The sequence below is a fragment of the Sutcliffiella halmapala genome, assembly GCF_002019665.1.
In the GTDB taxonomy this organism is placed as follows: domain Bacteria; phylum Bacillota; class Bacilli; order Bacillales; family Bacillaceae_I; genus Sutcliffiella_A; species Sutcliffiella_A halmapala.
The window spans coordinates 2,214,234-2,234,096 of record NZ_KV917375.1; the positions used below are offsets into that span (position 1 = coordinate 2,214,234).

Annotated in this window: 19 protein-coding genes; 17 read left to right on the forward strand and 2 right to left on the reverse strand. The window is 37.5% G+C overall.

Features of this window, described 5'->3' with window-relative positions:
* Positions 1-37: 37 nt before the first annotated feature.
* Positions 38-913, forward strand: a complete 876-nt coding sequence (paaX, locus tag BK580_RS10860; RefSeq protein WP_078380340.1) for a phenylacetic acid degradation operon negative regulatory protein PaaX — start codon at positions 38-40, stop codon at positions 911-913.
* Between the two features lie 183 nt (positions 914-1,096).
* Here the strand turns inward: paaX and BK580_RS10865 are convergent, their stop codons facing one another.
* The gene (locus tag BK580_RS10865; RefSeq protein WP_078380341.1) at positions 1,097-1,615 is read right to left on the reverse strand and encodes a gamma carbonic anhydrase family protein; all 519 of its coding nucleotides are present in this window, start codon (positions 1,613-1,615) and stop codon (positions 1,097-1,099) included.
* A 150-nt stretch (positions 1,616-1,765) separates the two neighbouring features.
* Here BK580_RS10865 and BK580_RS10870 point away from each other — a divergent pair, with 150 nt between their 5' ends.
* From BK580_RS10870 to BK580_RS10945, 16 genes are all read left to right on the forward strand, one after another.
* The gene (locus BK580_RS10870) at positions 1,766-2,713 is read left to right on the forward strand and encodes an NAD(P)H-dependent flavin oxidoreductase (protein WP_078380342.1); all 948 of its coding nucleotides are present in this window, start codon (positions 1,766-1,768) and stop codon (positions 2,711-2,713) included.
* A 645-nt stretch (positions 2,714-3,358) separates the two neighbouring features.
* Complete coding sequence (locus BK580_RS10875) at positions 3,359-4,357, forward strand: ABC transporter substrate-binding protein (RefSeq protein ID WP_078380343.1); 999 nt, start codon at positions 3,359-3,361, stop codon at positions 4,355-4,357.
* A gap of 49 nt (positions 4,358-4,406) precedes the next feature.
* The gene (locus tag BK580_RS10880) at positions 4,407-5,426 is read left to right on the forward strand and encodes an ABC transporter permease (RefSeq protein ID WP_078380344.1); all 1,020 of its coding nucleotides are present in this window, start codon (positions 4,407-4,409) and stop codon (positions 5,424-5,426) included.
* The gene (locus tag BK580_RS10885; RefSeq protein ID WP_078380345.1) at positions 5,404-6,198 is read left to right on the forward strand and encodes an ABC transporter ATP-binding protein; all 795 of its coding nucleotides are present in this window, start codon (positions 5,404-5,406) and stop codon (positions 6,196-6,198) included. Before BK580_RS10880 ends, BK580_RS10885 begins: the two co-directional genes overlap by 23 nt.
* 167 nt (positions 6,199-6,365) lie before the next feature.
* On the forward strand, positions 6,366-6,755 hold the full coding sequence (locus BK580_RS10890; protein WP_078380346.1) for a thioesterase family protein: 390 nt from the start codon (positions 6,366-6,368) through the stop codon (positions 6,753-6,755).
* A gap of 75 nt (positions 6,756-6,830) precedes the next feature.
* Entirely contained in the window at positions 6,831-7,931 is a 1,101-nt protein-coding gene (locus BK580_RS10895; protein ID WP_235864032.1) for a Leu/Phe/Val dehydrogenase, read from the forward strand.
* 18 nt (positions 7,932-7,949) lie between these two features.
* A complete protein-coding gene (pdhA, locus tag BK580_RS10900) occupies positions 7,950-9,020 on the forward strand; it encodes a pyruvate dehydrogenase (acetyl-transferring) E1 component subunit alpha (protein WP_078380348.1) in 1,071 nt (356 codons plus the stop codon).
* The gene (locus tag BK580_RS10905) at positions 9,017-10,012 is read left to right on the forward strand and encodes an alpha-ketoacid dehydrogenase subunit beta (RefSeq protein ID WP_078380349.1); all 996 of its coding nucleotides are present in this window, start codon (positions 9,017-9,019) and stop codon (positions 10,010-10,012) included. Before pdhA ends, BK580_RS10905 begins: the two co-directional genes overlap by 4 nt.
* 14 nt (positions 10,013-10,026) lie before the next feature.
* Positions 10,027-11,277 carry a dihydrolipoamide acetyltransferase family protein gene (locus tag BK580_RS10910; RefSeq protein WP_078382737.1) on the forward strand — a complete coding sequence of 417 codons (1,251 nt, stop codon included), beginning with the start codon at positions 10,027-10,029 and terminating at the stop codon, positions 11,275-11,277.
* Complete coding sequence (lpdA, locus tag BK580_RS10915) at positions 11,278-12,711, forward strand: dihydrolipoyl dehydrogenase (RefSeq protein ID WP_078380350.1); 1,434 nt, start codon at positions 11,278-11,280, stop codon at positions 12,709-12,711. It abuts the gene before it with no gap.
* Between the two features lie 153 nt (positions 12,712-12,864).
* Entirely contained in the window at positions 12,865-13,983 is a 1,119-nt protein-coding gene (gene hppD / locus BK580_RS10920; RefSeq protein WP_078380351.1) for a 4-hydroxyphenylpyruvate dioxygenase, read from the forward strand.
* Between the two features lie 134 nt (positions 13,984-14,117).
* Positions 14,118-15,215, forward strand: a complete 1,098-nt coding sequence (hisC, locus tag BK580_RS10925) for a histidinol-phosphate transaminase (protein ID WP_235864033.1) — start codon at positions 14,118-14,120, stop codon at positions 15,213-15,215.
* A 6-nt stretch (positions 15,216-15,221) separates the two neighbouring features.
* Positions 15,222-15,848 carry a flavin reductase family protein gene (locus BK580_RS10930; RefSeq protein ID WP_078380353.1) on the forward strand — a complete coding sequence of 209 codons (627 nt, stop codon included), beginning with the start codon at positions 15,222-15,224 and terminating at the stop codon, positions 15,846-15,848.
* Positions 15,849-15,853: 5 nt separating this feature from the next.
* A complete protein-coding gene (locus tag BK580_RS10935; protein WP_078380354.1) occupies positions 15,854-16,765 on the forward strand; it encodes a fumarylacetoacetate hydrolase family protein in 912 nt (303 codons plus the stop codon).
* 17 nt (positions 16,766-16,782) lie between these two features.
* Entirely contained in the window at positions 16,783-17,934 is a 1,152-nt protein-coding gene (locus BK580_RS10940; protein WP_078380355.1) for a homogentisate 1,2-dioxygenase, read from the forward strand.
* Positions 17,935-18,338: 404 nt separating this feature from the next.
* Positions 18,339-19,238 (forward strand): CAP domain-containing protein, encoded by a 900-nt coding sequence (locus BK580_RS10945; protein WP_078380356.1) that lies wholly within the window; start codon positions 18,339-18,341, stop codon positions 19,236-19,238.
* 78 nt (positions 19,239-19,316) lie between these two features.
* Here BK580_RS10945 and BK580_RS10950 read toward each other — a convergent pair whose 3' ends face one another.
* A complete protein-coding gene (locus BK580_RS10950) occupies positions 19,317-19,691 on the reverse strand; it encodes a hypothetical protein (protein WP_078380357.1) in 375 nt (124 codons plus the stop codon).
* Positions 19,692-19,863: the final 172 nt, after the last annotated feature.

Below are 19,863 nucleotides of genomic sequence, written 5' to 3' on the forward strand. Positions count from 1 at the left end.
TATTTGATTTTAAAGATAGAAAGAGGATGTAGCGGGCATGAACACGAGATCGATGATATTTACCTTATATGGAGACTATATTAGACATTATGGCAATAAAATATGGATTGGTAGCTTAATACGCCTACTGAAAGAATTTGGCCATAATGATCAAGCAGTTCGAGCAGCAATCTCTAGAATGAATAAGCAAGGTTGGGTTCAAGCTGAGAAAAAAGGGAACAAAAGCTATTATTATTTAACGGAACGTGGCGTAAAAAGGATAGAGGAAGCAGCAAAACGTATCTTTAAATTAAAAACAGAGAGCTGGGACGGGAAATGGCGTATCTTAATGTACACCATACCGGAAGAGATTCGTAGCGTACGGGACGAGCTTCGTAAGGAATTAGTTTGGAGCGGATTTGGTACATTGTCCAATAGCTGCTGGATATCACCCATCGCATTAGAAAAGCAGGTCAATGATTTAATTAGCAAATATAAAATAGAAGAATATGTCGATTTCTTTATTTCCGAATACAAAGGACCACATGAGAACAGTCGGCTCGTAAGGAATAGCTGGGATTTGCAAGAAATTAATGGGAAATATCAAGAGTTTATTCAAGAATACAGTCAAAAGTATATTATAGATAAAAACAAGATTCAAAAAGGTCAAATGACAGATGCAGAATGTTTTGTGGAAAGAACAAAACTTGTTCACGAATATCGAAAATTCCTCTTTGTAGACCCGGGTCTTCCTGAAGAGCTACTACCAGATATGTGGTTAGGAAGTCATGCAGGATCACTGTTTAGTGAATATTATAAAGAGCTAGCTGAACCTGCTTCACGATTCTTTGAAGGAGTATTTGAAGATGGCAATGAGTTAAGCTTTAAGGATAAAAAATATGATGTGCTTAATCATCCCTATATTATTGAATAAATGTAGGGGTGATTCAGCTTTTTTGTGTTAGTTGAATACTATTGGACGAATCGTTCAGTGCACAAGTAATTTGTGGGTAAAGCGCTGCTTATTAAACAGCTTATTACTTCATTGAAACAAAAATAATGTGATAAACATTAAAATTATTAATGCTCATCACATCATGTATTATAAAACAATCCATTATCTTTCCTTTAATTCCGCTTTATACTCTTTCCCTTTTTGCACATATGTGTCGATCGACAACTGAATTAGGTCCACATCTTTATCGGTAATTTCACGGATTACTTTTCCGGGTGAACCAACTACAAGTGAACGTGGTGGAATCTTTTTTCCAGAAGGAATTAACGTATTAGCCCCAATTATACTCTCTGCTCCTATTTCAGCCCCATCTAGAATGGTAGCTCCCATTCCAATGATACAGCGCTTCTTAACCGTACATCCATGCAAAATCGCATTATGTCCAACAGTCACTTCATCTTCAATGACAAGTGGAAACCCTTCATATAAATGGGCTGTTACATTATCTTGAATACTACACCTTTTTCCAATATGTATTGGCCCTTCATCGCCTCGAAGAACCGCATTAAACCAAACTGTTGATTCCTCTCCAATAGTAACATCTCCAATTAAATGAGCACCTGGCGCCACAAAAACAGTAGAATCAACATTAGGTTCTTTTTCCCCATAACGATAGAACATAAAATTTACCCCTTTCTATAGCTGGAATTGTAAAATAAAAGTATTAAACAAGCTTAAAAACGTGGATAGCTTTAGAGCCACTTCAACTTTTCGTATTGTCTAAATATTAAAATTAGTATAACATTATTTTTACGAGGGGTGAATTATTAGATGAATAAATTAATAGAGATATTAGAAATTCAGATCCCAATTATACAAGGTGGGATGGGGAATATTAGCAATGCTCCACTAACGGCAGCCGTTTCTAATGCAGGTGGATTAGGAACTATTGGCGCTGGAACGATGACGCCAAATGAAGTAGAGCAAATCATTACAGAGACAAAAACACTTACAGAAAAACCGTTCGCAGTCAATATAGCATTATCCGTTACTCTCTATGCAAAAGATATTTTAACCTTAGTAGTAAAGCATAAGATACCAGTCGTGTCCTTATCTGCTGGAAATCCGGCACCATATATTCCGAAGCTAAAAGAGCATGGGGTGAAGGTGATTTGTGTCGTAGCATCTCCTAAACAAGCAATTAAGGCCGAACAGGCTGGTGCAGATATTATTGTAGCAGAAGGATATGAAGCTGCTGGGATTAATTCTAACTTAGAAACAACCACCTTAGTATTAATTCCTCAAATTGCAGAATCTGTTTCGATTCCCGTGGCAGCAGCAGGGGGGGTCGGTGATGGGCGAGGTCTTGCAGCAACACTAGCACTTGGAGCATCAGGTGTACAAATGGGCACAAGATTAATTGCTACAAAGGAAGCTCCCTTTCATGAGTCGTACAAAAATAAAATCCTTGAAGCCGACGATCAGGGAACAATCATTGTTGGCCGTACAGTAGGCAGAGTAAGGAGAGTATTACGAACTCCATATGCGGAATTCTTGCTACAACAAGAACAAGCTGGGATTAGCTTAGAAGATTTTAATCGCTTAACGACAGAAGAACAACACAAATATGGTGCTATTGAAGGAAAGCTACAAGAAGGTTTTCTGAACGGTGGACAGATATCTAGTTTAATAACCACCATACCAAGTGTTCGAGAGTTATTCACTTCTATGATGCAAGAGGCGAAAAATGAGCTTCAAAGAGCTTCAGAGCTTCTTTAATCTAAACATTTTTATAACTATCCCAAATAGATTATTGAAGCAAGAAATAGACTCCTATGGGAAATCAACAGGGATTTTCACGGTGACGCTTTATTTTCAGGATAGACAACACCCGTGCAAAGAAAATTTACACCATAGTGGATGAAATGTGACTCAAATTCGTTTAAGGACCTCAGACATCTATTCTGAGGTCGTGCTTTTCTTTTCTGTTAAAATCCATGTCCTCAGCTACTCACTCTAAGGTCCTGCTTTTTTTGTTTTGTTAAAATCCATGCCCCTCAGCCATACTCACTCTGAACACCCCCGGCACGGAAATCTATAGGACGTTCAAAGAAGCTACCATATTTTCAGGCTAACCATAACCTAAAAACCAAACTTCTTTTTAGCAGAAGTTTATTTTTTTCTAAAGAAAAAAGGGTTTTTCATAAAAATGGCGTATTTATTCTAGAATAATATAATAAATTAAATTTTTCGAATATATTGACACTATTTAATTCGAAGTGTTAATATAACGTTGAAAAAACGAAAATGGTTTTTCCCATTACAGGATTTTTCAAATGTAACCGGTTTCAAACATTTAGTTTCAAAAGCTTGTCTAAGCTTTAATCAAAAACAAGCTTTTAAATAAAACAAAGGGGGATATTTATGAAAAAATTTCGAATTAAATCAGCTTTAGCTTTACTTGTGTGTTTCATGTTATTGGTAGGCTGTGGGTCGCCTTCCTCTGGTGAAGATGGAGAGAAACAAATTGTGATTGGTGTTACCCAGTTTGTTGAGCATCCCTCTTTAGATGCAGCTTATGAAGGGTTTAAAAAAGCATTAGCTGATAACGGCTATGTTGAGGGTGAAAATGTTAAATTTGATGTGCAAAATGCACAAGGGGACATGAATAACAACAAGCCAATTGCAGATAATTTTGTTGCAGATAAAGTAGATTTGATTTTTGCGAACACTACTCCAAGTGCGCAAAGTGCATTTCAAGCAACAAAAGAAATTCCGATAGTATTCACATCCGTAACGGATCCCGTTGGAGCTGAACTCGTTGAAGCTTTTGATAAACCAGGTGACAATATTACAGGTACTTCTGATACTCATCCAGATGCTCTTGCAAGTACAATCAACTTTATGGTAGAAGAGATGGGAATTAAGTCCATTGGAGTCGTCTATAATGCAGGCGAACAAAATTCTATCGTGCAAGTAAGTAATATTAAAGAACTAGCTGAAGCAAAAGGTGCATCACTTGTTGAAGCAACTGTAGCTACTTCGGCAGAGGTAAAGCAAGCGACAGAATCATTAATTGGACGTGTAGATGCTATTTACATACCAACAGATAATATCGTTGTATCTGCTTTACCGACAGTTATAGGTGTAGCAAATGACGAGCAAATCCCACTATTTGCTGGTGAACTTGATTCAATGGAACTTGGGGCAGTAGCTGCAAGTGGATTTAGTTATTCTGATTTAGGTTATGAAACTGGTTTAATGGCAGTGCAAATTTTAAAAGGTGAAAAGAAAGCTTCTGAAATACCAGTATCCTATCCGCAAAATTTAAAGTTAGTAATCAATACGAAAGCGGCCGAAGCGCAAGGTGTTGAAGTTAAAGATGCTTGGTCTGAAATCGCAGAGTTTTTTGACGGGAAGTAATAACGCTTAATCTTTATAGGAACAACGACAACAAGGAGATGATTCTAGCATGATTACAGCACTATTTGGCTCAGTAGAATTAGGAATCATCTACGCAATCATGGCCCTAGGGGTATACTTATCCTTTAGGGTTCTTGATTTTCCAGATTTAACTGTAGATGGTAGCTTTGTTACTGGAGCTGCAGTAGCAGCAACAATGATTGTGAATGGCGCAAACCCAATTACAGCAACGATAGTAGCGATGGTAGTTGGGTTTTTAGCAGGTTGTATTACCGGTGCCTTACATACGTTCGGTAAAATAAATGCACTTCTTTCAGGAATTCTCATGATGATTGCCTTATATTCGATTAATTTAAGAATAATGGGAAGATCCAATGTTCCGATGATGAACACGGATACTTTTTTTACAAACTTACGTGCTTGGTGGAATGGAACAGGAATCGATCCATTTATTAATAATATTTTTGCTTCCATTGGCTTAGGAAATTTTGTACCGAGAACATGGGGTATCATTTTTGTAATGATACTTGTCACCCTACTTATAAAGTTATTATTAGATTTATTCTTAAAGACGGAAATTGGCTTAGCGATAAGAGCGACTGGTGATAATAAGCGAATGATTCGAAGTTTTTCTGCCAATACAAATGGCTTAGTTATTTTAGGTTTAGGTGTATCCAATGCCATGGTAGCCTTTTCCGGGGCGTTAATTGCTCAGCATGGTGGGTTTGCTGATGTAGGAATGGGTATCGGGATGATCATTATTGGACTTGCTTCTGTCATTATTGGAGAAGCTTTGTTTGGCACAAAAACGATTGCTCGGACAACCTTAGCTGTTATTGGTGGAGCGATTATCTACCGAATTGTGGTAACATTGGCTCTTCGTGTAGAGTTTTTGGATACTGGAGATATGAAAGTGATTACGGCTTCTATTGTAATTATTGCACTAATCACCCCTAAATTAATGGACGGTTATAAAGAGAAGAAAAGAAAACGACAAAAAATGTTAAAACTTCAATCTCTAGGGCCGAATGGAAAGGGGGAGCACAATGCTACATTTAACTCAGATTAATAAGGTGTTTAATGAAGGAACATTGGATGAAAAAAATGCATTAGATCATATTAATTTATCGTTAAATAAAGGCGATTTTGTCACGATTATCGGGAGTAATGGGGCGGGAAAATCTACGTTAATGAATATGATATCAGGGGTGCTAACTCCAGATACAGGTAAGGTAGAGATAGACGGGAAAAATGTAACCTATTTATCAGAGCATAAGCGTGCAAAATTAATAGGAAGAGTCTTTCAAGATCCAATGGCAGGAACTGCTCCAACAATGACGATTGAAGAGAATCTAGCAATGGCGTATTCAAGAAACAAAACACGTACCTTGAGACGAGGAGTAACGAAGCAAAGGAAAGTCTACTTTAAAGAGGTATTAGAAACATTGCACTTAGGCCTAGAAAACCGCTTAACCGCCAAAGTGGGACTTTTATCAGGAGGGGAAAGACAAGCACTTTCTCTCTTAATGGCAACCTTTACAGAGCCTTCTATTCTCTTATTAGATGAGCATACTGCTGCATTAGATCCTTCTCGGGCCGAATTAATAACAAATATTACGAAAGAAATAGTAGCAAACACCGGTCTAACGACACTTATGGTTACACATAATATGCAACAGGCACTCGATCTTGGGAACCGCTTAATTATGATGGATAAAGGGCAAGTAATTTTAGAAGTTGAAGAAGAAGAAAAGAAATCGTTAACAATTGATCGGTTATTAAAAGAGTTTCAGCGTATCAGAGGTCAACAAATGGCAAACGATCGAGCTTTGTTATCGTAATAAAGAAGGAATAGTGCAGAGATTAAGCTGCTCTATTCCTTCTTTTATGAGAGGAATTATCGGAATGAAATGATTATTTATAAAATTGTTACAATTCATTGACTGTTTATTTAACGGAATGTTATTATATCGTTAAATAAACGTTATACGTTTAGAGGTGATAGCAAGTGAAGCAGGGGTTAATGGTGGGATCAAAACAGATGCTGAAAGTTGAAGTTACTCCAGCAATGTTTGCTCAATTCGAAGGTAAGGTAGTTCATCCTGTCTATTCTACAGCAATGATGGTTTACCATATGGAATGGGTATCTAGACTAATTATTTTGCCATTTTTAGAAAATGAAGAAGAGGGGATGGGAGCAGAAGTTTCTGTAAAACATCTTTCACCTGCACCAGTGGGATCCGAGTTAGACATACAAGCCAATGTGGTCAGTCTAAAGAAAAATGTCATTGTCACGAATGTTCAAGTGAAAGCTGGCGAAAGAATGGTTGGCACAGGTGAGGTTACTCAAGTAGTTTTAGCAAAAAGTAAGATAAATAGATTAATAAGTGACAAGTAACAAGAATATGAGATAACAAGGGTGATAATGATGAATAATTTGAAAACGCTTACTTCTGAGGTAGGGGGAATAGATATGTTTGAAAAAATCCAAAATCATCAGCAAGTAGTTTTTTGTAATGATCCAGAAACTGGTTTGAAAGCTATTATTGCAATACATAACACAACACTTGGCCCGGCACTTGGTGGGTGTCGCATGCAACCATACCAATCTGTAGATGCTGCTCTATATGATGTATTACGTCTTTCAAAGGGAATGACCTATAAATGTGCTGCAGCTGATGTCGATTTTGGTGGAGGAAAGGCTGTCATCATCGGGGATCCAATTAAAGATAAATCGCCGGAGTTATTCCGTGCTTTCGGTCAATTTGTTGATTCATTAAATGGTCGGTTTTATACAGGAACAGATATGGGTACTTCCCCAGAGGATTTTGTTCATTCCTTAAAAGAAACGAATTGTATCGTTGGTGTGGATGAAGTATACGGTGGAAGTGGCGATTCTTCTGTCCCAACCGCGCAAGGAGTTATTTATGGTATAGAGGCGACCAACCTAACAATATGGGGTTCGAAGAATTTATATGGGAAAAGCTACGCTATTCAAGGATTAGGAAAAGTAGGAGCGAAAGTCGCGGAACAGCTACTACTTGCTGGAGCAGACTTATTTGTATCAGATATTAATGAACATGCTATTAATCAGTTAGTGACAAAGGCAAAAGAAATCGGAGCGGGAATTAAAGTGGTTGGTGGAGATGAAATATACTCCGCCCCGGCAGATGTCTTTGTACCTTGCGCACTTGGTGGAATAATCAATGACCATACAGTGGATCAATTAAAAGTAAAGGCAGTTGTAGGGTCGGCTAATAATCAACTAATAGAAAACCATCATGGAGCATTGCTACAAGAAAAAGGCATATTATATGCACCAGATTATATAGTAAATGCAGGTGGTTTAATTCAAGTAGCAGATGAACTATATGAGCCAAACAAAGAAAGAGTGCTTAGAAAAACGAAAGCAATCTATAACTCTTTAATGGATGTATATAAGGAAGCGGAAAAAATGAATATTACTACTGTGGAAGCTGCAAATATATTTTGTGAACAGCGTCTGGCCGATCGCAGTCGTCGTAATAGCTTCTTTACACACTCGAAACGTCCAAAATGGTCTGTCCGAGTTTAATAGAAGGAGGGGAATAAGATGGAGAAGCAATTTCCAATCATACAATTGATGGATGTGAATGGAAACATAGAAAAGCAAGAATACAGTTCAAAAATAACGAAAGAACTTACCGAGAAATTTTATAAGCATGTACTTCGTATTCGTACTTTCGACAAAAAGGCGGTTAGTTTACAGCGTCAAGGTCGAATTGGAACCTACGCTCCCTATGAGGGACAAGAGGCATCTCAAGTGGGGAGTGCATTGGCTTTGTCCCAAGATGATTGGTTATTTCCTTCTTATCGTGATCACGGTGCAACAATGACGTTTGGTCACTCTCTACGTAATATTCTCCTGTTTTGGAATGGGAGAAATGAAGGCTGTGTTCCTGCTGAAGGAAAAAAAGTATTTCCGCCAGGTATCCCAATAGCAACACAACTCCCACATGCAGTGGGAGCTGCTTATGCAGAAAAAAGAAAAGGCACAAAAAATGCTAGTATTGTCTACTTTGGAGATGGTGCAACATCAGAGGGTGACTTCCATGAGGGATTAAACTTTGCAAGTGTACTGAATGCGCCGGTTGTCTTCTTTAATCAAAATAATCATTTTGCGATATCTGTTCCTATGACGAAACAAATGAAAACTTCTACGATTGCGCAAAAATCATTAGCTTATGATATACCAGGATATCGAATAGATGGAAATGATATATTTGCCGTTTATTTTTACACTCAAGAAGCATTAAAAAGAGCAAGAAACGGAGACGGACCGACTTTAATAGAAGCTATGACGTGGAGATATGGTGCACATACGACAGCAGATGACCCGACGAAATATCGAAATCAAGCGGAAAGTGAAAAAAGAAGAAAAGATAATGATCCTATTCTTCGTTTAGAACGCTTTATGAAAAATAATGGTTGGTTTGACGAAAATCATAAAAGTGCATTACTAGCAGAAATCTCAGAAGAAATAGATGCTGCTATTTCAGAAATGGAACGTTTTCCGAAAGCAAACCCAGCGGACATGTTTGATTATGTGTTTGAAAAACCTACCTGGGGAATTGCCCAACAAAAAGAAGAACTTCTTCAAGTGCTAAGAGGTGAAAACGAATGAAAACAGCTGTTAAGACAAATACCTTAACAATGGTGCAAGCCATTACAGATGGTTTAGATACAATGCTACAGCATGATGAACGGGTTTTACTCATGGGGGAAGATATTGGTGTGAATGGAGGAGTCTTCCGTGCAACTGATGGATTACAAGCTAAGTACGGTGTGGAACGTGTACTTGATACACCATTAAGTGAAGCGGGCTTTGTAGGTGCTGCAATAGGCATGGCAATCAATGGATTTAGACCTGTTGTGGAAATTCAATTTTTAGGATTTATCTATCCAGCTTATGAACAAATTATGACGCATGCATCACGAATAAGAGCGAGAACGATGGGTCATTTTACCGCACCAATGGTTATTCGTGCCCCATATGGAGCGGGAGTTCGCGCACCTGAAATTCATTCGGATAGTACGGAAGCTATTTTTACCCATATGCCAGGAATTAAAGTAGTTTGTCCTTCGAATCCTTATGATGCAAAAGGGCTAATAATTGCAGCGATTGAGGATCCAGATCCCGTGTTGTTTTTAGAACCAATGCGCTGTTACCGTTCTGTACGGGAAGAAGTGCCAGAAGGGAAATATACGGTAGAAATCGGCAAAGGTAAGCTCTGTAAAGAAGGCGACGATGTTACTGTTATTGGATGGGGAGCTATGATTCCTGTAGCATTACAAGCGGCAAAACAAATGGAAGACAAAGGGATTAGTTGTGAAGTAATCGATTTACGAAGTCTATATCCAATCGATAAGGATATTATTACGGAATCTGTTCAGAAAACAGGAAGAACTGTCATTATTCATGAGGCACATGCAGCTACAAGTGTGAGTGGGGATATCACAGCAATTATAAATGATCATTCTTTTCTATATCAAAGAGCTCCAATTGAACGTGTAACCGGATATGATGTGCCAGTCCCATATTTTGGATTTGAAGACTATTATTTACCAACTAGTCAACGGGTTATCGCGGCTATTGAGAAAGTAATGAAGTTTTAGGAGGTGGAATGATGATAGAAGTGAAACTTCATGATATTGGAGAGGGCATGACACAAGCAGATGTGTTAGCCCTATTTGTAAAACCAGGAGATCATGTAAATCCAGATGAACCATTAGTGGAGGTACAGACTGATAAAATGACAGCTGAAATTCCTGCGCCATATGCTGGGACGATTAAAGAGATTAAAGTAGAAGTAGGTCAGACTATTCCAGTAGGTACGACTATCTTTGTACTAGATGTTGATACATCAAGTAAGGCATCGCTTGAAGAAATTGCACCAACCATAGAAACTCCCATTTCTTTAAACCAAGAACAGCGAGAAGAGACGAATCTGACCAACAAAAAAAGTTCAACGAAGCGAATTATGGCAGCACCATTTACAAGAAAGCTTGCAAGAGAACATGGTATTAATATTGAGTTAGTAAAGGGGACGGGGCCTGCTGGACGAATCACTGATGATGATATTCTTACTTTTGCAAAACAAAAAAATCACCCAGCAACTGAAATAGAACTAGTTAAAACGCACGAACAAGAAGCGTTATCCCAGCAGATCACAACCAAAGTGACAAAGAATACTTCTATCCCGTTCAAAGGTAGAAGGAAGCAAATTGCAAATAAAATGTCACAATCTCTCTACACGATTCCTCATTGCACTCATTTTGAAGAAGTGGATGTTACAAACATCTTAGAGATTCGTGAGCTTTGGAAAAGACGCAATGTGAACATTTCAGCTACTGCAATATTTATAAAAGCTATCTCAATCGCATTAAAGGAGTTTCCGATATTTAATGCGCGATTAAACGAAGAACAAGCTTTGATAGATTTATATGAAAATCACCATATTGGAGTGGCAATAGATACCGAAGAGGGATTAATCGTGCCAATCGTTCGCAATGTTGAATCGAAATCCTTGAAGGAAATACATGGAGAACTTAAACAATTAACGAAAAAAGCATTAGAAAACAAACTTACCATTGCGGATATTTCAGGAGGAACCTTTACCATAAGTAATGTCGGTCCTTTAGGTGGTAGTATCGGAGCAACACCAATTATAAATCAGCCTGAGGTGGGATTAATTTCTTTCCACAAAACGAAAAAAAGACCTGTAGTTAATGAACAGGAGGAGATTGTGATTAGATCAATGATGAATATCTCCATGTCCTTTGACCATCGGGTAGCAGATGGTGCCACAGCAGTAGCCTTTACCAATAGACTAACTGAATTATTAGAAGAACCTAAACTATTATTGCTGGAGTTGGTTTAAATGGTAGTTGGAGAACTAACACAAGAAAGAGATGTAATAATCATAGGCGGTGGACCAGGAGGTTATCATGCAGCCATTCGTGCAGCACAACTAGGGTTACAGGTGACACTAATTGAAAAAGGAGAGCTTGGGGGAGTCTGCTTAAATGAAGGGTGTATTCCATCCAAAGTTCATACCGCTGCTGCACAACAACTCAATCAATTAAGCTCGATGAACAAAATGGGAATTCAAACAAGTCCGGCTACATTTAATCTTCCTACTTTACAGGAATATAAAGTAAGCACCATAAATCAGTTGAAAAAAGGAATCGAAGCTCTTTGTAAAGCGAATAAAATCGAACTGATAAAAGGAGAAGCCACCTTTATTTCCTCTGAAAAAATTGGGGTTGAGTGGGGGCATCAATATGATACTTATACTTTTAAACATGCGATCATCGCTACAGGTAGTCACAAAAAGCCACTGCTAAATATAAGGGATAATCACCTCACAGTTACATCCATTTGGAAACTCGAAGAACTTCCAAGCGAACTCATTCTTTATGGAAGTGACGATATTACATTGGAAGCAGCAATGAGCTTTCGGAAGCTTGGTTCTGAAATAACGATCATATTTCCTAAAAATCAAACAGAATTCACATTCGACACTTCTATTAATAAAGAACTAACAAGACAATTCAAAAAGCAAAAGATAAAAATGATCAAAGGTGTAAGCGTAGAGAGCGCGCAACTGTCAGATGAAGGCTGGGTAATCGAACTGAAGAACAAAGAAGAGCAAACGCAAAAATGTATGGGAACCCATTTTTTTGTTGCAGCAGAAACAATGCCAGTCAATGAAAATTTAGGTTTAGATCGAGCGGGGATAAAGCTAACCCATAACGGTTGGATTGACATCAACGAAGTTTGCCAGACTAATAAATCTAATATTTATGCTATTGGTGACATAACACCTGGCCCGGCACTCGCTGTAAAAGCAATTAAGCAAGGTAAAGTAGCTGCTGAAAGTATAGCTGGTATATCTTCAGAAGTTGATTTAACTTTTATCCCGAGAGTTCTACATACGATTCCACCTATCGCTTCAGTAGGTCTAACAGAAATTGAAGCTAGAGAAAGTGGGCATGAGATCAATATTGGAGAATCCTCCTTAAAAACGAGTGGTTATGCCTCTATACTTGGACAAAAAGACGGGTTCGTGAAAACAATTAGTGAAAAGGATACTGAACTAGTACTTGGAGTTCATATTATCGGATTAGGTGCTATCGAGCTTATTTCGTCCGGTACTTTTGCACTAGAAATGGTAGGTAGAGAAGAGGATTTACTATTTCCACTCTACCCTCATCCAAGTATAAATGAGAGCTTACTAGAATCTCTTGACGATTTATCAAATAAAGCAATTCATAAGGCACCTTCTTCAAATAATCAGAAGGTAATTGTTTAATGTTTTGTGTATGTACATTCAATTAATCTGCTAGGATGCTTTTGTACGGCAAAGCATTCTAGCTTTAAATGGCACTCTTGCTAGGAAAGTAATGAATAGATTATAGTAAATTCAGAATAAACTTATATTTCGCTATATTTGGAGGGAAACGAAATGACTTTTGAAAAAACGATGCAAAACCAAAATCAGGTAGAAGATTTTTTTCCAGTGAAAGATGTTGATTACTTAGAAATTTACACAGGAAATGCTAAGCAAGCTACACACTTCTTTACGACGACTTTCGGGTTCGAGCCTATTGCTTATTCTGGACTAGAGACTGGGAACAGAGAGACGGTATCGTATGTGTTAAAGCAACGAAATGTTCGTCTTGTCATTACAGGTTCATTGAAACAAGACACAAGAATTTCAGAATTTGTAAAAAAACACGGGGACGGAGTTAAGGACATTGCTCTTGTAGTAGATGATGTTGAAAAGGCTTACAATGTAGCGGTAGAAAGAGGTGCCATTGCTATTTTGCCTCCACAGGCTTTAACAGATGAGCATGGTACTGTCGTAAAAGCGGTAATTGGTACATATGGGGATACCATCCACACATTAGTAGAGCGTAAAAATTATAAAGGTGTCTTTATGCCAGGATTTAGAGCGTATAAAAATTCCACACCGGTAAAAGATGCCGGCATTATTGGAATTGATCATGTTGTAGGTAATGTGGAGCAAATGGAAGAATGGGTTGCTTATTATGAAAAGGTGATGGGCTTTAAAGAAATGACTCATTTTACAGATAAAGATATTAATACCGAGTATTCCGCGTTAATGTCGAAGGTTATGCATAATGGAGGACGTATTAAATTCCCAATCAATGAACCTGCTGAAGGAAAGAGAAAATCCCAAATTGAAGAATACTTAGAGTTCTTCAATGGTGCAGGTGTACAGCATATCGCCATCTTAACGGAAGATATTGTTCAAACTGTAAGTAAGTTAAAGGAAAACGGAGTGGAGTTCCTAAGTACACCTGATACGTATTATGAAATGCTTTCAGAAAGAGTTGGTGAAATTGATGAAGAAATCGCGAAGCTTCGTGAATTAAGTATTCTTGTAGATCGGGACGACGAAGGCTATTTATTACAAATTTTCACGAAACCAATTGTGGATCGTCCTACACTCTTTATTGAAGTCATTCAGCGTAAAGGAGCAAAAGGATTTGGTGAAGGTAACTTTAAAGCGTTATTCGAATCCATTGAAAGAGAACAAGAATTAAGAGGAAATTTATAAGCAAGTTTGAAAAGGAGGTATAGCGCCTCCTTTTTTAAAAGTTGTTTTCTCTATAGAGCGAAGGATAGTTACCCAACTATGTCAGCTTGGATAAAGAAAAGAGCTTAGAAGAATCAAATGGGGGTATTGTTTTGGTGGTGAAAGTAAAAAGTCGAGATATATTACAGCTAGTAACTGCATATCCGTTGAGTAAAAATTTGGAGCAATTACAAATAGAGCTTGGTTTACCAAGTATCAGGAATTTATCTGAGATTGAAAATGTCTTCGGGTGTTCTACTAAGGTGAAAAACCATTTATTGAACCAGCTTGACCATTTATTCGCATATCCTGACGGAGCAGCAAGGTTACTTACATCGCAATTAGCTAGTTTTTTAGAAGTCGAACCGGAGCAACTTTTTATTGGAAATGGATCCGATGAAATTATACGTCTTCTAATCAGGGCCTTTTTAAATCCGCAAGATGAAGCGGTTATGGCTGAAATAACTTTCCCAAGGTATAAAACAAATGTGACAATAGAAGGAGGAAAACCTGTCCTTGTCCCACTAAAAGATGGTGTCCATGATTTAGATAAAATGCTAACAAGTATTACGGACCAAACCAAGATGATATTTGTTTGTAACCCAAATAATCCAACAGGAACAATCGTCGAAAAGAATGCCCTGATGGACTTTATCGCAGAAGTCCCAGAAGATATTTTAATTGTACTAGACGAGGCATACTACGAATATGCAACAAACGATGCGTATTTACAGTCTATCCCGTTATTAAAAAAATTCAGCAATCTTGTAATCTTGAGAACCTTTTCCAAAGTGTATGGACTAGCTGGACTAAGAGTAGGCTATGGTATAATGGACCCGTTTGTCGCTGCCGAATTAAACAAAGTAAAAGAGGTATTCAACGTCAATCAATTAGCGCAAACAGCAGCTATTGTTGCATTAGAAGATCAAGACTTTAGAGAAGAGTGTGTAAAAAAAAACGAAGAAGGCCGTATATATTTAGAAAGGGAACTTTCTAGTATTGGATATACATTTTTCCACACACAGGCTAATTTTATGATGGTACATACGGATAAGTCGGGAGATTGGATAAGTAGCGAACTATTAAAGGCTGGAATTCTTGTCCGGTCAGGTAATGCGTTAGGTTACCCCAATTCTATCCGAGTTACCATAAGTTCAATGGAAGATAATCAATATTTTATCCAAACCTTAAAAAGTTTGCGAAGAAATGAGTGAGTGTCAATGAATATTCAACCAAGTAGTCTTGAATGGAAAGATGCCTATAAATTATTAGTAGGATCCATTTTACCACGACCTATTGCCCTAGTTTCTTCTATTAATAAAGAAGGAATCGGGAATATTGCACCATTTAGTTTTTTTACCGCAATTTGTGCGGATCCAATGCTTATTTGTTTTTCCCCAATGCGAAGAGGAAATGATGGGTCTAAAAAAGACACATTAGTTAATATAGAAAGCACAAGAGAATTTGTCATCAACATTGTTAGTGAAGAAATTGTTGAAAAAATGAACATAACAGCTACTGAATTTCCAAGTGATGTAGATGAATTTAAGGAAGCAGGCTTTACGAAGCAAGAGAGTCAGATAATTACTCCTCCACGAATCAAGGAAAGTAGTGTGCAATTGGAATGTACTTTACATGAAGTTCTCCATTATGGAGAGGTGCCAGGTTCCGGGAGTCTTGTTATCGGGAAAGTAGAAATGATACATATCGCAGAAGATCTATATTATGCTGGAAAAATAGATACGAAAAAATTAAACCCAGTCGGTAGAATGGCAGGAAGTTTCTATACAAGGGCAACAAGTGACATGTTTGAACTCCTTCGTAAAGAATCGAAAAAAAGTGAGTGATAATCTTGAAATACATTACGTTTAAGAATGTAAATGGCGAACAAAGAGCTGGTTGGCTTGATGGTGAGTATGTGGTCGATATGTTTGAAGCATCAGAAGGACGTCTGCCGAAGGATTTACTTGATTTTATAGAACAGCAAGAAGAGCATCATTCCTATATCAATCAATTAAATGCATTACCAAATCAAAAGGGGAAGCATCTCTTAAGTGACGTGCATTTACTTGCACCGCTGCCTCGTCCCAAAAGTGTTCGTGATTTTTATGCCTTTGAAGAGCATGTGAGAACTGCCAGAGCAAGAAGAGGGTTAGAGGTTGTACCTGAATGGTATGAAATTCCGGTGTTTTATTTTACCAATCATTTAGCGATTAAAGGTCCAAATGATTTGATAACAAAACCAGTTGAATGTGAATGGCTAGATTATGAACTTGAAATTGCCTGCATTATAGGAAAAGAAGGAAAAGATATTAAAGCCGAGGAAGCAGACTCCTATATTTTTGGTTATTGTGTGATGAACGACTGGAGCGCTAGGGATTTACAAGCAAAAGAAATGAAGGTTGGGTTAGGTCCAGCAAAAGGTAAGGATTTTGCTACCACCATCGGTCCATCAATTGTGACAAAGGATGAATTAGATCCTTACCTTAATAATGGGAAGTATGATTTGTCGATGAAGGCTAGGGTCAACGGAAAATTGCTTTCACAGGGCAATTTTCAAGATATCTATTATACATTTGGGCAAATGATAGAACGTGCATCAACCGGTGTTACTTTATATCCAGGAGAAGTCATCGGATCGGGAACGGTGGGTACTGGATGTATCTTAGAGCTTGGAACTGAGGTGCATCGCTGGCTTGAACCTGGTGATAAAGTAGAGTTAGAAATTACAGGACTAGGAAAAATTGTGAATACGATTAAATAGGTAGAAGAGGTGATCTTATGTATTATCGAACGATGGGAGACATTCCACATAAAAGACATACAAAATTTAAAAAAGAAGATGGTAATCTTTATCGTGAGCAAGTGATGGGGACAAAAGGTTTCTCTGGAACCCAATCTATCCTCTACCATCATTACTTGCCAACTGAGGTAGTAAAGTCGGAGGTTCTTTCTAGTTATCTACCAGAGTATGAAGAACATACGGCTTTAAATCATCGGCACCTGATGACCACTTCGATTCAGAAAAGTGGAAATGCTATTGATGCTAGAGAATACTTACTTGGAAATAGTGATTTGCTGATTGGTACTGCTAATGTGACTGAGGAAATGAAAAATCATTATCGTAATGGTGATGGAGATGAGCTTTTATATATTCACCATGGTACTGGAAAAGTGGAAACTATGTTTGGAACGTTAAGCTATCGTTCTGGTGATTATGTGATTATTCCTATTGGAACGATTTATCGAGTTGTCCCAGCTGAGGATACTAAGATATTGTTCATTGAATCCTTCAGTCAGATTACGACACCACGCAGATATCGTAACGAATATGGGCAATTGCTAGAGCATAGTCCATTTTGCGAACGTGATTTCCGAGGGCCAGAGGTGTTAGAAACGCATCATGAAAAGGGAGAATATAAAGTTCTAACTAAGTCTCGAGGGTACATTCACTCTCATATTCTTGGTCATCATCCATTAGATGTAGTAGGGTGGGATGGATATTTATACCCATGGGTCTTTAATATAGAAGATTTTGAACCAATTACAGGTCGAGTTCATCAACCACCACCTGTACATCAAACTTTTGAAGGACATAATTTTGTTGTTTGTTCTTTTGTGCCAAGACTTTATGATTACCATCCAGAAGCAATTCCAGCTCCATATTATCATAGTAATGTAAATAGCGATGAATTGTTATACTATGTGGAAGGGAACTTTATGAGTCGAAAAGGGATCAAAGAGGGATCGATTACTCTGCACCCTTCTGGCATTCCGCATGGACCACATCCAGGCACAACAGAAGCAAGCATCGGTAAAAAAGAAACATTAGAACTTGCTGTTATGATTGATACCTTTAAACCGTTGAAGATTGTCAAAAAAGCGCAAGAAATTGAAGATAAAAACTATATGTTTACATGGATAGAAAAGTAAATGGACATATTTTGACTTCCATAGTTCAACCAAGCTGATAACTGGCTTGGTTTTTTTATAGTGTAATTAGCTTAGCAGAATGACAATGAAACGATTTTCATGTAATACTTGTAACAATAAATGTAGATTTGTAATAAAATAGGCTCTGAAAAAAGGTTGTCAATACTATTTTACTAGAATAATTTTAATGAACTGTTTAATTGTGGTAAAAAAATTTAACTTTGTATTAAAATCGTCGGAGCTAATACTCGTTGCTATTATTAGCTCTCATAAGATATTGTATTATACTGGAAATCTGGTTGAAGTGAGTTGTGAATTTATTCCATAAATATTACGAAAAACCCGTGGTATGATTTTCGTGTAGCAACAAACACAAAAAATTATTTCAAGGGGGAAATACACCTATGAAAATCAACAAAACTTCAATCATTACTGCTGTAACAGCTGCTGCGGTTTTAACTGTGGCACCATTCGGAATGAATGCAAAAGCTGAAGCTAAATCACCTGTTAAACCAACTTGTGACTTAGGAACGAAGATAACTACATTTAAAAACCAAGAAGATGCAAAGGCATATTTTGATAACTATATGAAAGAGCTTGAAGAAAAGTTTGGTGTAAAGATCCAGTTTAATCAAACTGTTCCAAAAGCAGCTGAAAAACCAAAAGCACCAAAGCAAGAAGAACAGAAGCCTGCTGAAAAAGTAGAAGCACCAGCACCAAAGCAAGAAGAACAGAAGCCTGCTGAAAAAATAGAAGCACCGGCACCAAAGCAAGAAGAGCAAAAGCAACAACCAGCACCAGCACCTAAAGAAGAGGTAAAAGCTCCTACACAACCAAAGGAGCAAGCACCGGCACCACAACAACCAGCACCACAACAACCGGCTGAAAAGCCAAGTGAGAATAAAACAGAACAAACAGCTAGTGCAGTAAGTGCATTCGAAAAGAAAGTAGTAGAACTAACGAATGCGGAACGTGCAAAACAAGGCTTAGCACCTTTACAGCTTGACTCAGAGTTAAGCAAAGTTGCCAAAGAGAAATCAAATGATATGAAGCAAAACAATTACTTCTCTCATAATAGTCCTAAATATGGATCTCCATTTGATATGATGAAGCAATTTGGAATCTCTTACCGTACTGCTGGTGAGAATATTGCAATGGGACAAAAGAGCCCTGAGGAAGTCGTAAATGCTTGGATGAATTCGTCAGGACACAGAGCAAACATAATGAACGGTAACTTTACACACATTGGTGTAGGCCATGTAGAAGCAGGAAACTACTGGACTCAAATGTTTATCGGAAAATAATTAGTGTGACATTCTTTAAACTATAATTTGCTACAAACAGAAGGCAGCCATTATGGCTGCCTTTTCTGTTGTTCATTATTACTCAGTAACTAACTGTTTATAATATTTGGAGATATATGCATTAGCTTTTAAAGTAAGATCTGAAACTTTATGAATGCTATTTGGATTAATTCTGTTTATTCCAATATCCTGTAAATGAATATAGGCTACACATAAAGGGGGAAGAAGATAGTCTACAACCAAATTATTTGAATTAAATTCAATTAATACTTTTATTTGTTTCTTTAATTCATCTTTTACATTTTTGAATTGTTGTTTTATCTGTTGTTGAATGGTTGCTTTTTTCCCGTAATCTTCATTTTCATACTGTGCAAGCAAGCCGATTAATCTTTTTAGTTCGCCATCAAAATAAGCTAAAACAGATGCTACTTTGTCTATATCATAACTATTCATATAAATAATCCCCTCAAAAATAGTAGTTAAATGATTAAAAGGAATAAATAAATCGAGGAAATCTATTTCTTAAGTGAGAATTCCTGTTAATAGTATATTCGACAAATAACTACATTTACCCTTTCATTATTCCTATAAGAATAGTACGAATCGGAAATTGAGGAGAAAATCC